General features: G+C 70.5%; 13 protein-coding genes. 8 read left to right on the top strand and 5 right to left on the bottom strand.

The genetic code is table 11. The features are described from left to right. The first annotated feature begins 181 nt into the window (after positions 1 to 181). Entirely contained in the window at positions 182 to 661 is a 480-nt protein-coding gene (locus tag MKP15_RS12645; RefSeq protein WP_104937905.1) for a winged helix-turn-helix transcriptional regulator, read from the top strand. Positions 662 to 1,038: 377 nt separating this feature from the next. On the opposite strand, the gene MKP15_RS12640 is transcribed toward MKP15_RS12645, so the two are convergent. Next, positions 1,039 to 1,416 (bottom strand): classical arabinogalactan protein 4, encoded by a 378-nt coding sequence (locus MKP15_RS12640; protein WP_240212933.1) that lies wholly within the window; start codon positions 1,414 to 1,416, stop codon positions 1,039 to 1,041. Between the two features lie 125 nt (positions 1,417 to 1,541). On the opposite strand from MKP15_RS12640, the gene msrB reads away from it, so the two are divergent. The 5 genes from msrB to MKP15_RS12615 all read left to right on the top strand — a co-directional run bounded on the left by msrB (position 1,542) and on the right by MKP15_RS12615 (position 4,763). Continuing rightward, entirely contained in the window at positions 1,542 to 2,009 is a 468-nt protein-coding gene (gene msrB, locus MKP15_RS12635) for a peptide-methionine (R)-S-oxide reductase MsrB (RefSeq protein WP_104937903.1), read from the top strand. A gap of 72 nt (positions 2,010 to 2,081) precedes the next feature. Further along, complete coding sequence (gene motA / locus MKP15_RS12630; RefSeq protein WP_182336037.1) at positions 2,082 to 2,936, top strand: flagellar motor stator protein MotA; 855 nt, start codon at positions 2,082 to 2,084, stop codon at positions 2,934 to 2,936. Positions 2,937 to 2,939: 3 nt separating this feature from the next. Beyond that, positions 2,940 to 3,914, top strand: a complete 975-nt coding sequence (motB, locus tag MKP15_RS12625; protein ID WP_240212932.1) for a flagellar motor protein MotB — start codon at positions 2,940 to 2,942, stop codon at positions 3,912 to 3,914. Between the two features lie 79 nt (positions 3,915 to 3,993). Continuing rightward, entirely contained in the window at positions 3,994 to 4,473 is a 480-nt protein-coding gene (locus MKP15_RS12620; RefSeq protein ID WP_240212931.1) for a hypothetical protein, read from the top strand. 14 nt (positions 4,474 to 4,487) lie between these two features. Continuing rightward, a complete protein-coding gene (locus MKP15_RS12615; RefSeq protein ID WP_240212930.1) occupies positions 4,488 to 4,763 on the top strand; it encodes a DUF4031 domain-containing protein in 276 nt (91 codons plus the stop codon). 90 nt (positions 4,764 to 4,853) lie between these two features. On the opposite strand, the gene MKP15_RS12610 is transcribed toward MKP15_RS12615, so the two are convergent. Beyond that, positions 4,854 to 5,396, bottom strand: a complete 543-nt coding sequence (locus MKP15_RS12610) for a hypothetical protein (protein WP_240212929.1) — start codon at positions 5,394 to 5,396, stop codon at positions 4,854 to 4,856. A gap of 119 nt (positions 5,397 to 5,515) precedes the next feature. Between MKP15_RS12610 and MKP15_RS12605 the strand changes: the two genes are divergently transcribed. Continuing rightward, a complete protein-coding gene (locus MKP15_RS12605) occupies positions 5,516 to 5,764 on the top strand; it encodes a DUF3297 family protein (protein WP_240212928.1) in 249 nt (82 codons plus the stop codon). Positions 5,765 to 5,809: 45 nt separating this feature from the next. Here the strand turns inward: MKP15_RS12605 and MKP15_RS12600 are convergent, their stop codons facing one another. After that, positions 5,810 to 7,456 carry a Na+/H+ antiporter gene (locus MKP15_RS12600; RefSeq protein WP_240212927.1) on the bottom strand — a complete coding sequence of 549 codons (1,647 nt, stop codon included), beginning with the start codon at positions 7,454 to 7,456 and terminating at the stop codon, positions 5,810 to 5,812. Positions 7,457 to 7,572: 116 nt separating this feature from the next. Continuing rightward, the gene (locus MKP15_RS12595; protein ID WP_240212926.1) at positions 7,573 to 8,370 is read right to left on the bottom strand and encodes a class III extradiol ring-cleavage dioxygenase; all 798 of its coding nucleotides are present in this window, start codon (positions 8,368 to 8,370) and stop codon (positions 7,573 to 7,575) included. A 101-nt stretch (positions 8,371 to 8,471) separates the two neighbouring features. Between MKP15_RS12595 and MKP15_RS12590 the strand changes: the two genes are divergently transcribed. After that, complete coding sequence (locus MKP15_RS12590; protein ID WP_240212925.1) at positions 8,472 to 9,380, top strand: LysR family transcriptional regulator; 909 nt, start codon at positions 8,472 to 8,474, stop codon at positions 9,378 to 9,380. Here MKP15_RS12590 and MKP15_RS12585 read toward each other — a convergent pair. Then, positions 9,372 to 12,305: an EAL domain-containing protein gene (locus MKP15_RS12585; RefSeq protein ID WP_240212924.1), complete on the bottom strand. Its 2,934-nt coding sequence runs from the start codon at positions 12,303 to 12,305 to the stop codon at positions 9,372 to 9,374. The two genes, MKP15_RS12590 and MKP15_RS12585, sit on opposite strands and share 9 nt — an antisense overlap. Positions 12,306 to 12,592 lie beyond the last annotated feature (287 nt).

Genomic DNA, 12,592 nt, shown 5'->3' with positions numbered 1-12,592 from the left:
CGCGCGCCCGGCGCAGGCGCGGCGGGGGATGGCGGCAGGCCCTGACCCTGTCAATTCCCTGCGCCGGATCGCGCAGGGGCCATGAACGGCGCAGTATATTCAGCCCATTCCAGTGTTTTTCCCCGTATTGGCGGATAAAACAGGGTAATTTCCCGTTTCCTTCACGCAAAACAGAGCGCCCATGGCCGCCCGCAGCCGCGAACTGGACAAGATCGACCGCCGGATCCTGCGCATCCTGCAGGCCGAAGGCCGCATTTCCTTCACCGAACTGGGCGAACGGGTGGGCCTGTCCACCACCCCGTGCACCGAGCGCGTGCGCCGGCTGGAGCGCGAGGGGGTGATCACCGGCTACTACGCGCGGCTGGACCCGCAGTACCTCAAGGCGGGGCTGCTGGTATTCGTGGAGATCTCGCTGGCCTACAAATCGGGCGACATCTTCGAGGAGTTCCGCCGCGCCGCGCTGAAGCTGCCCAACGTGCTGGAGTGCCACCTGGTCTCGGGCGACTTCGACTACCTGATCAAGGCGCGCATCAACGAAATGGCCTCCTACCGCAAGCTGCTCGGCAGCACCCTGCTGACCCTGCCGCACGTGCGCGAATCCAAGAGCTACATCGTGATGGAGGAAGTAAAGGAAACGCTCAGCCTGCCCATCGCCGACTGAGCCGGCGACGGCAAAGCGGCGGGACAGGCCCGCCGCTGGCTCACCCCGCAACGCCCGTCGCGTTGTCGGCGGCGGTCCCGCTCCGGCGCCTTGTGCGCCTGCCTGTCCGCCTTGCCCGCGGCCTGGCTGGCGCTGGCCATCTTCGACGGCCGCGACGGTTCCTGCGGCGCCGGCTGGCCGGCGCTGCGGGGCATGCTCCGGGTTCGGAGGGGGGACATGTGGGACACCCGGTACGCCGGTACGGCAATGGCGCGCACCGACTGCGCCTGCGCACAGTGCGCCCGGGAAGGGTCAAGCAGGCGCCAGGGCACGGTGATTCCGACCATCGCAGGGATGCCTGCGCGGCGCGCGTTGCCGGCGGTCAGGCCCGCGGCCGCTCAGCGCACGATGCGTACGCCGTCGCCGCTGGGCACGGTGTCGTGGTAGCGCCCGGTACGGGTGTCCATCACCCGCCCCGGACCGGCCGGGCGCATGCCGTTGAGCCGTCGCCCTTCCTGGTCGTACACCGGCACCTGGGCCGTTTGCGGCTTGGCCGCCGGCCGGGGCCGCGCCGGGGCCGCCTTGCCCGCCGAATCTTCCAGCCGCTCGCGCAGGCGCGCGTTGTCGGCCGCCTGGCCGGAGGCGTCACTGGCCGGTTTCGAGGGCGGCGGCAGGCTCACCGGCCGGGTCTCGGTCGGCGCCGGCGTGGGCTTGAGCTGGGCCAGGGCCGGGGTGGCCGCCAGCAGCGTGGTCAACAGCAGGGCAATCCGTTTCATCGGGTACTCCCACGGGTCCATGTCTGGCCATGATGCACCTGCGCCGCTGCAGGCGGGTTAACCGCCACGGTTGGAGCAGCGCCGGCCGCGCCCTACCATGGGGCCTCCCCCTTGGAGGCGCGGCCATGACCGCTTTCGACCTGACTCCCCCCGATGCCGCCCGGCGCGACGCCCTGGTCGCCGGCCTGGGCGACGACGAAAAGCGCGTCCTGCTGCATCACGGCACCGAAGCGCCGTTCTGCGGCGTGTTCCTGGACAACAAGCGCGAAGGCACCTACTGCTGCCGGCTGTGTGGCCTGCCGCTGTTCCGCTCCAGCACCAAGTTCGACTCGGGCACCGGCTGGCCCAGCTTCTTCGCCCCGTTCGACCCGGCCCATGTCGGTCGCATCCGCGACACCAGCCACGGGATGGTGCGCACGGAAATCGTCTGCGCCCGCTGCGGCAGCCACCTGGGCCATGTGTTCCCGGACGGCCCCCCGCCGACCTTCGAAAGGCATTGCCTGAACTCGGTTTCGCTGTCCTTCGTCGGCCGCGGCGAGCGCTGGCCGGACCCGCTGCGGCGCGGCGGGGCCGAAGCAATGCCCGCCGACTGAGTTCACACTTTCCCCCTTCAGTTCCGGCCGGCGCGGCCGACAACGGGATATCCCCTCCCGTGTCCCGCGCCCATGCTCATCATCGTCGGTCTGCTTGTCGTCATCCTCAGCGTGCTCGGTGGCTATGTCGGCGCGCACGGAAAGCTCGGCGCGCTGTGGCAACCCTATGAACTGGTGATCATCGGCGGCGCGGCACTGGGCGCGTTCCTGGTCGGCACCCCGGCCAAGACGGTGAAGAAGACGCTGCAGGCCGTGGTCGGCGTGTTCAAGGGCCCGCGCTACAAGCAGCAGGACTACCTGGACGTGCTGAGCCTGCTGTACGAACTGCTCAACAAGGCGCGCCGCGAGGGCTTCATGTCGCTCGAGGAGCACGTGGAGAACGCCGCCGAGAGCCCGATCTTCGCCAATTACCCGAAGATCCAGGCCGACCACCACCTGATCGACTTCATCACCGACTGCCTGCGGCTGATGATCGGCTCCAACATCGAGCCGCACGAGCTGGAACCGCTGCTGGAGCTGGAGCTGGAAAAACACCACCACGAGGCCATGGAGCCGGCGCACGTGCTGACCAAGGTGGCCGACGGCCTGCCCGGTTTCGGCATCGTCGCGGCGGTGCTGGGCATCGTGATCACCATGGGCTCGATCGGCGGCGATATCAAGGAAGTCGGCGCGCACGTGGCCGGCGCCCTGGTGGGCACCTTCCTCGGCATCCTGCTCGGCTACGGCTTCATCGGCCCGGTCGCGGCCGCGGTGGAGGCCCGCGCCGAACAGGATTCGCGCATCTACGAATCGGTCAAGACCGCGCTGCTGGCCTGCCTGCGCGGCTACAACCCGAAGATCGCCCTGGAGTTCGCGCGCAAGACCGTGCCGTCGGCACTGCGCCCGGGCTTCACCGAGTTCGAGCAGCACCTGAAGTCGGTCAAATAAGCCATGGCCAGCAACGATGCCAAGCCCACGGTGATCGTGCGGCGCGTGAAGAAGATCCAGGGCGGCGGCCACCACGGCGGCTCGTGGAAGGTCGCTTACGCCGACTTCGTCACCGCGATGATGGCGTTCTTTCTGGTGATGTGGCTGCTGGCCTCCACCAGCAAGCCCGAGCGCGCGGCCATTTCCGAGTATTTCCGCAACCCGAGCCCGTTGAGCGGCACCAGCTCCACCCCGGCGCCGGGCATGGCCGGGCCCGGCGGCGCCAGCACCTCGATGATCAAGCTCGGCGGTGCCACCGATATCTCCCGCGGCAACAGCAACGACCCGTTCCAGAACCAGCGCGAGTCGATCCCCACGCCGGTGGACGAACGCGAGCGCGAGAAGCAGCAGCTGGAGGCGCTGAAGCAGGAACTGGAGGAAGCGATCAGCAAGAGCCAGGCGCTGGAGCCGTTCAAGGACCAGCTGCTGCTGGACATCACCTCCGAAGGGCTGCGGATCCAGATCGTGGACAAGCAGAACCGGCCGATGTTCGACATGGGCAGCGCCAAGCTGATGCCGTACACGCGCGAGATCCTGCGCGAGCTGTCGCACTTCATCAACCAGGTGCCCAACCACATCAGCATCAGCGGCCACACCGACATCACCGCCTATTCCACGCAGCTGGGCTACAGCAACTGGGAACTGAGCGCGGACCGCGCCAACGCCGCGCGCCGCGCGCTGCTGGAAGGCGGCATGGGCGAGGACAAGGTGGCGCGGGTGGTCGGGCTGTCGTCGTCGGTGCTGTTCGACAAGACCGACCCGCAGAACCCGATCAACCGCCGCATCAGCATCGTGGTGATGACCAAGGAGGCCGAAGCCGCCGCGCTGTCGGCGATCGCCGCGCTGCCCGCTCCGGGTGGATCCGCCGCTGCCGCGGCTGCCGCGCCTGCCACCAGCGACGCCGCGGCCGGTGCCGCACCCGGCCCGGGCGTCGACTGAACGGCCGCGCGACGCGCCGGTTCGGCAACCAGCGAAGCGGCCGCCTACAATGGCGGCCGTTTCCTTTTGTGCAGCCCTCATGTCCAAGCAGTCTAAAGCCAAGCGCGACAAGCGCAAGAAGCAGCAGCCCCGCCGCCCGTTCCTGCGCCTGGACGCGCAGCAGCAGGTGCAGAACCACGCCGTGCTGGTGAACGAAGAAGGCCAGGTGGTCGCCGCCATCGGCCTGCAGGGGCGGCAGTGGCTGCTGTCCGTCGGCGGCCAGACCATGGGCAACGCCGACAACCCGGTGCCGATGCTGGCCATGCTCAAGCACCTGGCCAACGTGCAGGAGAAGGAAGGCCGCAAGGTCGCGCTGGAGTATTCGGAGCAGCTGCAGCAGCTGATCGACGCCGCCGCCGCGGCCGAAGGCAAGAGCGCCGACGACTACCTGGCCGGCCTGGTCGCCGAGTTCGAGGGCGTCGAAGGCGAGGACGCCGCGGTCGCGGACGCCGGCAATGACGCCGTGGACGCCGACGCAGGCGAAGCAGCGGCCGAGGCCGGCGACAAGCCGCAGGCCTGAGCGATGGCGCCGCGGTGACGGTCTATATCGACGATGCGGTACACCCCTGGCGCGGCGAGCGCTGGGCGCATCTGCTGGCCGACACCCTGCCCGAGCTGCATGCCATGGCGCAGCAGCTCGGGATTCCGCGGCGGGCATTCCAGAACCGCCGCAGCGGCGCGCACTACGACGTGCCGGCGGCGCTGCGCGATACCGCCATCGCGCTGGGCGCGCACGCCATCTCGCGCCACACCGACCGCGACCTGGTGCGGCGGGTCATCGCCAACGCGCGCGCGCAATACCAGCCGTAGGCGCGGGGCTCGCCGCGCACGCCTGCCGCGGCACCTGCCACGTCCGCCAGCGCCGGCGGGGCAAGCCCCGCAAGCCACGCGCGGCGGGATTCAGAACGGGTCGCTGCCCGGCCGCACTTCCACGCCCAGCAGCGAGCACAGCGCCAGCATCGCCTCGTCGTCGCGGCTGAGCGCGATCCAGCCGGCATAGTCGTCGCCGCCGGTGTTCCAGTTCCACAGCGTGTAGCCATGCTCGCGCAGGCGGTCGTGCGCGGTCGCCATCAGCGCCGGCACGTCGAGGTCCTGCGCGAAATCCTCGTCGTCCAGGTCCCCGCCCCAGTCGATGCGCAGGTTCCAGCGCGCGGCCAGCTCGTCGATCGCGGCCACGAACGAATCGATGTCCTTCCAGTCCACGTAGAAGCCGGCGCGCCAGTCGATCGCGTCCTTCAGGTCCCACAGCCACTGCTCGTCGCCGCTGTCGTGCTCGGCGCCGGCACGCGCCTCGCGCCAGGCATCGAACTGCTGCAGCGCGGCCTCCTCGTCGCCCGGGTTGACCAGCCACAGCAGGTTCCACACCCGCGCCGGATGGTCGTCCTCGTCGAAGGTCGGCAGCAGTTCGTCGGAATCTTCGTAATCGGCACTGTTGTCGGGCATGGCGGCGCTCCACTGCGTGATGGCGCGCATTCTGCCGCCACGCGCACGGCAGCGGAAGCGGCAACGGTTATCCTTGTGCGCATGAAGAGGGCCACGGTGGCCGTCAACGAACACAGATCATGAGCGATACCCCTCCCGACCGCCTGGCGGTGAACCCCAGCAGCCCGTTCCACGACCCGGCCGCGCTCGAACGCGGCGTCGGCGTGCGCTTCAACGGCATCGAGCGCGATGACGTGGAGGAGTACTCGGTCAGCGAAGGCTGGATCCGGGTGCAGGCCGGCAAGGCCCGCGACCGCCGCGGCAACCCGATGACGCTGAAGATCAACGGCACGGTCGAGCCGTATTTCCTGGAATTGAACAGGAAGTAAGCCAGGCGGCGCCCCGCACGGGCGCCGGCAATGCCGGCCGCGGGCTCAATCCCGCTGCCGGCTCTCCAGCAGGTCCAGGTTGCGGATCAGCCTGCGCGCGACCTCGTCGGGTATCTGCCCGTGCCGGGTCAGGCGGAACAGTTCCTCGCGCTCGGCGGTGAGCCCGGCCGCGCGCAGGCTGCGGTAGGCCTGCTCCATGCGCCGCACCTTCTCCGGGTCCTCGTCGGGGCCCTGCCCCTTCTCCAGGTTGCGCTGGTACAGCAGGCTGACCCGCGCCGCGGCGTCGTTGTAGAGCTGCACGTTGGTGGTGGTCTGGCCCTCGACCAGCTGCTGCCGGGCTTTCTCCACCGCGGCCAGCGCGGCCTTGGACGACAGCGTGCGGGCCAGGTCCTCGACGCGCCGGCTGTCGTCGTCCCGCGGCAGTTCCAGCCCGCGCAGCAGCCGCGGCAGCAGCAGGCTCGCGCCCAGCAGCGAGACCAGGATCACCGACGCGGCCAGGAAGATCACCAGGTCGCGCGCCGGGAATGGCTCGCCGCCGGGGACCATCAGCGGCAGGGTCAGCACGCCGGCCAGGGTGATGGCGCCACGCACGCCGGCCACCGACATCGCCAGCACCACCCGCCACGAGGTCTGGTTCGCACGCGCCTCGCCGCGCCAGCGCGCGCGCAGCAGGTTCCAGCGCAGCGACAGCCACACCCACACCAGGCGCAGCACCACCAGCATCGCGTTGATCGCCACCACGTAGATCGCCAGCCACCACCAGTCGCTGTGCCCGGTGACCGCCAGCGTATCCACCGCGCGCTGCACGATGCCCGGCAGCTGCTCGCCCAGCAGCACGAACATGATGCCGTTGAAGCTGAACTGCACGGTGCTCCACACCGCCGCGCGCTGCACCCGCATGCTGCCGCTGATGCGGCCGGTCAGCTCGACATAGCTCATGGTGATGCCGGCGGCGACCGCGGCGAGGATACCCGAAGCGTTGAACTCCTCGGCCAACAGATAAGCGGCGAACGGGATCAGCAGGTTGACCAGCAGCGCCGCGCCCGGCTCCTCGCCGAAGCTGCGCCACAGCCAGCGCTGGAAGGTGGACACGCCCAGGGTCACCGCCACGCCGATGGCCAGGCCGGCGAAGGCCACCCACAGGAAGGTCAGCGAGGCCTGCGCCAGCGAGAAGCTGCCGGTCATCACCGCGGCCACGGCGAAGCGGAAGCAGACCAGACCGGAGGCGTCGTTGAGCAGCGATTCGCCTTCCAGGATGTGCATCAGCCGCTTGGGAATCGGCACCCGCGAGGCGATGGCCCCCACCGCGACCGGATCGGTGGGCGAGACGATGGCCGCCAGCGCGAACGCCACCGCCAGCGGCATGGCCGGGATCAGCCAGTGGATCAGCAGGCCGGCGCCGACCACGGTGAACACCACCAGCCCGAACGCCAGCTCCAGAATCGCGCCCTTGTCGCGGAACAGGCCCTGCTTGGGGATGCGCCAGCCGTCAAGGAACAGCAGCGGCGGCAGGAACAGCAGGAAGAACATGTCCGGCTCGAGCGCATGGCCACGCTTGAACACGCCGGCGATCAAGGCGCCCAGGCCGATCTGCACCAGCGGCAACGGCAGCGAGAACGGCAGGATCCTGACCAGGTAGCCGCTGGCGACCACCGCCACCAGCATCGCCAGAACGACTTCGATCGTGTTCATGCCTCTCCACGAAGTCACCACCATGGCAGCGACGGTTGGAACAACGCGGAGAAACTATCACAGGCACGCGCCGCCGCCGATGGGGGCGGCGGGTATCCGCGCAGGAAGCGCCGGACCTATGCCGCGCCGTCGAAGCGGTAGATGTCCATCGCCAGGAAGCCCATGTCGATGCCGGCGTCGATGCGGCGCGCACCGAGCCGGTCCGTGCCGGCCGCGCCCATGGCGAAATGCAGCGGCAGCAGGTGCTCGTCGGTGGGGTGCGCCTGTTCGGCGAACGGCGCCTGGCGGCGGTAGTCCAGCAGCGCCGGCACGTCATCGGCGTGCAGCTTCTGCTCCACCCACTGGATGAACGGACGCACGTACGGCGCCTCCCCGCCCTGCGCGTAGTGGTGCCAGTCGTGCAGGTTGTGGGTGATGCTGCCCGAGCCGACCAGCAGCACCCCGTCCGCGCGCAGCGGCGCCAGCGCGCGGCCCATCGCCCATTGGTGCGCGGGCCCCAGCGCGGGCTGGATCGACAGCTGCAGCACCGGGATGTCGGCCTGCGGGTAGAGGAAGCGCAACGGCACCCAGGCGCCGTGGTCGAGCCCGCGCTGCGGATCGATCAGCGGCGACAACCCGGCCGCGGCCAGTCGCGTCGCCACGTCCTGCGCCAGCTCCGGCGCGCCGGGCGCCGGGTACTGCAGCTGGTAGAGCGCCTCGGGAAAGCCGCCGAAATCGTGGATGGTCTGCGGCCGCTCCGCCGCCGATACCGTCGGCGTGCGGCCCAGCCAGTGCGCTGAGGCCATCACGATGGCGCGCGGGCGCGGCAGCGCGGCAGCCAGCTCGGCCAGGCGCGGCCCCACCGCACCGGGCTGCAGCGCGGTCATCGGCGACCCGTGCGAGATGTACAGGGACGGCAGCGATGTCGATGGCATGGGGAACTCCAAGGGGGCGATGCGATGCCACACAGGTTATTGCCGCCGCGCCCGGCAACAAATAACCTCGGCATCAACGTTTTATTGCCAAAGCGGAAACAATGGACACCATCGATGCCATGCGGGTGTTCGTCGCGGTGGTCGAGCGCAATGGTTTCAGCGCCGCCGCGCAGGCCCTGGACCTGTCCACCGCCGCCGTCACCCGGCAGGTCGCCGCGCTGGAAAAGCGCCTGTCCGCACGCCTGCTCAACCGCACCACGCGGCGGGTCAGCCCGACCAGCACCGGCGCCGCCTACTACCAGCGCTGCGTGCAGCTGCTGGCCGAGTTCGACGCGCTGGAGGCCTCGGTCGGGGCGCAGGCGCTGCAGCCCTCGGGCCGGCTGCGGATCAACGCGCCGGTCAGCTACGGCATCGCCCGCCTGGCGCCGTTGCTGCCCGGCTATGCCGGGCGCCATCCGCAGGTGGAACTGGACCTGTCGCTGTCCGACCGCCAGGTGGACATGGTCGAGGAAGGCTTCGACCTGGCGATCCGCATCACCCGCCAGCCGGCGCCTTCGCTGATCGCCCGGCGCCTGGCCGAAGCGGCCATCGTGCTGTGCGCCGCGCCGGCCTACCTGGCGCGGCATGGCACCCCGCAACACCCGGACGACCTGTCGCGGCACGCGTGCCTGGCCTACAGCTACTGGGCCGGGGGCGACAGCTGGCAACTGCAGGGGCCGCAGGGCGAGGTAAGCGTGCCGGTGGCCGCGCGCATGCGCGCCAACAACGGCGAGGTACTGCGCGAGGCCGCCATCGCCGGCATGGGCATCATCGCGCAGCCGGATTTCATCGTCGGCCAGGCCCTGGCCGACGGCCGCCTGGTGCCGGTACTGGCCGACTGGCGGCTGCCGCCGGTCGGCATCCATGCGGTCTATGCCAGCCGCAGCCACCTAGCACCGAAGGTGCGCAGTTTCATCGACTACCTGGTGGAACGGCTCGGCGCGGACGCCGCCCCCCCTGGCTCACGCTGAGTCGGGCGCCAGCGCCAGCAGCGCCAGCAGTTCGCGCAGCGGCATCGGCCGGCCCAGCAGGTAGCCCTGCACCTGGTCGCAGCCGTGCGCCACCAGCCAGTCGAGCTGGCCCTCGGTCTCCACGCCCTCGGCGATCACCACCAGTCCCATGCTGTGCCCCAGCGACAACAGTGCGCGGCAGATGGCCGCGTTGCGCGGGTTGCGCTCCACGTCGGCAACGAACGCACGATCGATCTTCAGCGAATCCAGCGCCAGGTGCTGCAGGTAGGACATGCTGGAGAACCCGGTGCCAAAATCGTCCAGCGCCACCGCGATGCCATTGGCGCTCAGGCTCTCCAGCACCTGCATCGCCTGCGCCGGGTTGCGCATCAGGCTGCTCTCGGTCAGCTCCATCTGCAGCGCACCCGGCGGCAGCCCGTGCTCGGCGGCGGCCTGGGTGAACTCGCCGACCAGGTCGCTGTTGAACAACTGCACCGCCGACACGTTGACCGCCACCGGCAGCCCGGCCCAGCCGTTGTCAGCCAGCACGCGGCTGGCGCGGGCCGCGGCGCGGATCACCCAGCGGCCGAGCGCGATGATCTGCCCGGTGTCCTCGCACAACTGGATGAAATCCGACGGCGGGATGAAACTGCCGTCGGGCTGTGGCCAGCGCAGCAGCGCTTCGAGCACCGCCGGCGAGCCGTCGGCGGCATGCCGGATCGGCTGGAAGTACAGCTCGAACTCGTCGCGCTCGATGGCCAGGTGGATGCGCCCGGCCAGTTGCAGGCGGTCGGCATGGCGCTGTGCCAGGGTATGGTCGAAACGCAGTACGACCACCCCGTTCTCGCGGGCAGCGTGCGCGGCCTGGGCGGCGCGGCCCAGCACCAGGTCGGCGCTGGTGCCATCGCCGGGGTTGCCGGCCACGCCGATGCGCGGTTCCAGCTGGTGAAAGGAATCGCGGCCGCGCACCGGTTCGGACACCGCCGCGCGCAGCGCCTCCAGCGCCTGCGCGGGATCGTGCTCCTGCGCCACCGCCAGCACGAAATCCTCCGCCGGCTGGTAGGCCAGCAGGCCATAGCGCGTGCCCAGCGTTTCCAGCCGGGCCACCATCGCCTGCAGGACCTCGTCGCCGGCTTCGCGGCCCAGGGTATCGGTCACCATCTGCAGTCCGCGCAGCTGCGCATGGACGATGGTGTAGCCGGCGCCGCTGGCGTCCAGGCGCTCGGCCAGCGCCTCGATCGTCAGCAGCCCGGTGCCGGGGTGGTGGCTGGCACGCCAGGCCAGGTCGCGTTCATAGGCCAACCGCTGACTGACATCCTCGGCGAGCACCAGGCACGCCGGGCGCCCGTCGAATTCCAGCCGCGCCATATGCGCCAGCACCTCGAACAGGCTGCCGTCGCGGCGCCGGTGCATGCGCACCCGCGGCGCCGGCGAACTGCCGTCGCGCGACGCCTCCAGCGTGCGCCGGATCTCCTCCCTGGCCTCCTCCGGGCGGATGTCGAGGATGGTCATGGCGAGGAATTCCCTGCGGCTGTACCCGTACTGGTCGATCGCCGCCTGGTTCACCTCGAGGAACTGCAGGGTGTCCAGGTCGAAGATCCAGAACGGGGCGGGGTTGCGGTCGAACACCAGCCGGAACTGGTGTTCGGCGCGCTGCACCCGGGCTTCGCTGCGGACCCGCTCGGTGATGTCGGTGACCGCGCCGGTCATGCGCGGGTGCGGCCCCAGCCCCTGCACGCGCTCGCCGCGCGCGGACAGCCAGCGCACCGAGCCGTCGCGCAGCACCAGGCGGAACAGCGCGTTGACCGCGCGCCCGGCTTCGGTCGCCTGCTGGACCTGCTGGCGCAGCCACGGCCGGTCTTCCTCGTGCACGTGCGCGTAGAACTCCTCCAGCCGCGCCTGCCGCACCGGCAGCGCGAACATCCGCCGGGTCAGCGCCGACCAGCGCAGGGTGCCGTCCTTGCGGTCGATCGACCAGGTCCCCACCTTGCCGACCTGGTGCGCCAGCGCCAGCTCCGCCGCGCCGGCACGCAGCTCGTCGGCCAGCCGCGCCTGGCGCAGCGCGCCGCGGCGCATGCTGGCGTACAGGTACGCGAACCCGCACAGGTACAGCAGGTAGATGCCGCAGGCGACGAGGAAATATGTGCGCCACGGCGCCATGACCTCGTCGTAGGACAGGCCGGCGAACAGGATCAGCGGGTAATCGTGCGGCACGCTCACCGCGACGACGCGGCGCACGCCGTCCAGCGGACTGGTCGCCACCCCCAGCGCCTGCACCTGGTCCGACCCGGGCAGCTGCCGCAGCGGCCGCGGCAGCGGCCGCTCCACCGCCGACGGATCCAGGCTGTGCGCCAGCAGCGCGCCCTGGCGGCTGCTGATCGAGACCACGCCACTGCGGCCGGTATCCAGGCCGCTGACCACGCGCTGGAACACCGCCAGCCGCACGCGCGCCAGCAGCCACTGGCCCGGCTGCACCGGCACCGCGGTCAACAGCACCATGCCACCGCCGGGCAGCGCCTCCAGCCCGCCGACATACAGCTCGCCGGCCAGCACGCGGTTCTCCGGCACCACCCATTGCGCGAGCGTCGGATCGCCGCGGCCTTCGCCCAGCGGCATGCCGGCATCGTCGACCACGGTGATCGCGGCCAGGTCGGTATTGCGTTCGAGCGTGCCGCGCACGCTGGCGGCGAGCAGCACCGGCGCCTGCTCGGGCACCTGCCGGTAGTATTCGCGGCCGTCGCGGGCGGCGCCGCGCAGTGCGCGTTCCATCGTGGTCAGTTCCGCCCGCAGCAGGCGGTCGCTGCCGGTCGCCAGGGCCATGCTCTGGCGCTGCGCCGCCTGCAGGCGGCTGCCGCGGTCGTTCCACAACATGATCGCCAGGGTCGCCGCCAGCAACAGCGCGATCACGGCACCGAACACGACGACCTGGCGCAACGGCTGGCTCATGCCCCGGGGCACCCGCATCTTCCCTGCGTCGGCATTCGCTGTGCGTGCATGGTCTCGCTCGTTGTCCCCTGCGCCATCGGAAACCGCCGGCCGCACGCGGCCGGCCGCCTGGTTCGCGCCGCGCCGCACGCACGCAACGCGACTTCCGTCCTCCCCGGAAGTCGCTGTCGATGTCCGTTCCACAGCATGCAGTACAAACGCCCCGGACGGGAAGAGTCGGCATGCCAGAAGTACCGCAATCGGCAAGGCGCGGGCGCGGGTGCGGCACTAGACTGCGCACTCCATCC

Origin of the sequence: Stenotrophomonas sp. Y6 (genome assembly GCF_022436665.1) — a bacterium.
Lineage (GTDB): Bacteria > Pseudomonadota > Gammaproteobacteria > Xanthomonadales > Xanthomonadaceae > Stenotrophomonas > Stenotrophomonas acidaminiphila_A.
The sequence above is the reverse complement of the archived record's forward strand: the minus strand, read 5'-3'. Positions and strand labels throughout refer to the sequence as shown.

What these genes read in the sequence shown, in the direction of transcription:
- MKP15_RS12645 (WP_104937905.1), top strand. Translation starts at nt 182, where the DNA reads ATGGCCGCCCGCAGCCGCGAACTGGACAAGATCGACCGCCGGATCCTG.
- MKP15_RS12640 (WP_240212933.1), bottom strand. Translation starts at nt 1,416, where the DNA reads ATGAAACGGATTGCCCTGCTGTTGACCACGCTGCTGGCGGCCACCCCG.
- msrB (WP_104937903.1), top strand. Translation starts at nt 1,542, where the DNA reads ATGACCGCTTTCGACCTGACTCCCCCCGATGCCGCCCGGCGCGACGCC.
- motA (WP_182336037.1), top strand. Translation starts at nt 2,082, where the DNA reads ATGCTCATCATCGTCGGTCTGCTTGTCGTCATCCTCAGCGTGCTCGGT.
- motB (WP_240212932.1), top strand. Translation starts at nt 2,940, where the DNA reads ATGGCCAGCAACGATGCCAAGCCCACGGTGATCGTGCGGCGCGTGAAG.
- MKP15_RS12620 (WP_240212931.1), top strand. Translation starts at nt 3,994, where the DNA reads ATGTCCAAGCAGTCTAAAGCCAAGCGCGACAAGCGCAAGAAGCAGCAG.
- MKP15_RS12610 (WP_240212929.1), bottom strand. Translation starts at nt 5,396, where the DNA reads ATGCCCGACAACAGTGCCGATTACGAAGATTCCGACGAACTGCTGCCG.
- MKP15_RS12605 (WP_240212928.1), top strand. Translation starts at nt 5,516, where the DNA reads ATGAGCGATACCCCTCCCGACCGCCTGGCGGTGAACCCCAGCAGCCCG.
- MKP15_RS12600 (WP_240212927.1), bottom strand. Translation starts at nt 7,456, where the DNA reads ATGAACACGATCGAAGTCGTTCTGGCGATGCTGGTGGCGGTGGTCGCC.
- MKP15_RS12595 (WP_240212926.1), bottom strand. Translation starts at nt 8,370, where the DNA reads ATGCCATCGACATCGCTGCCGTCCCTGTACATCTCGCACGGGTCGCCG.
- MKP15_RS12590 (WP_240212925.1), top strand. Translation starts at nt 8,472, where the DNA reads ATGGACACCATCGATGCCATGCGGGTGTTCGTCGCGGTGGTCGAGCGC.
- MKP15_RS12585 (WP_240212924.1), bottom strand. Translation starts at nt 12,305, where the DNA reads ATGAGCCAGCCGTTGCGCCAGGTCGTCGTGTTCGGTGCCGTGATCGCG.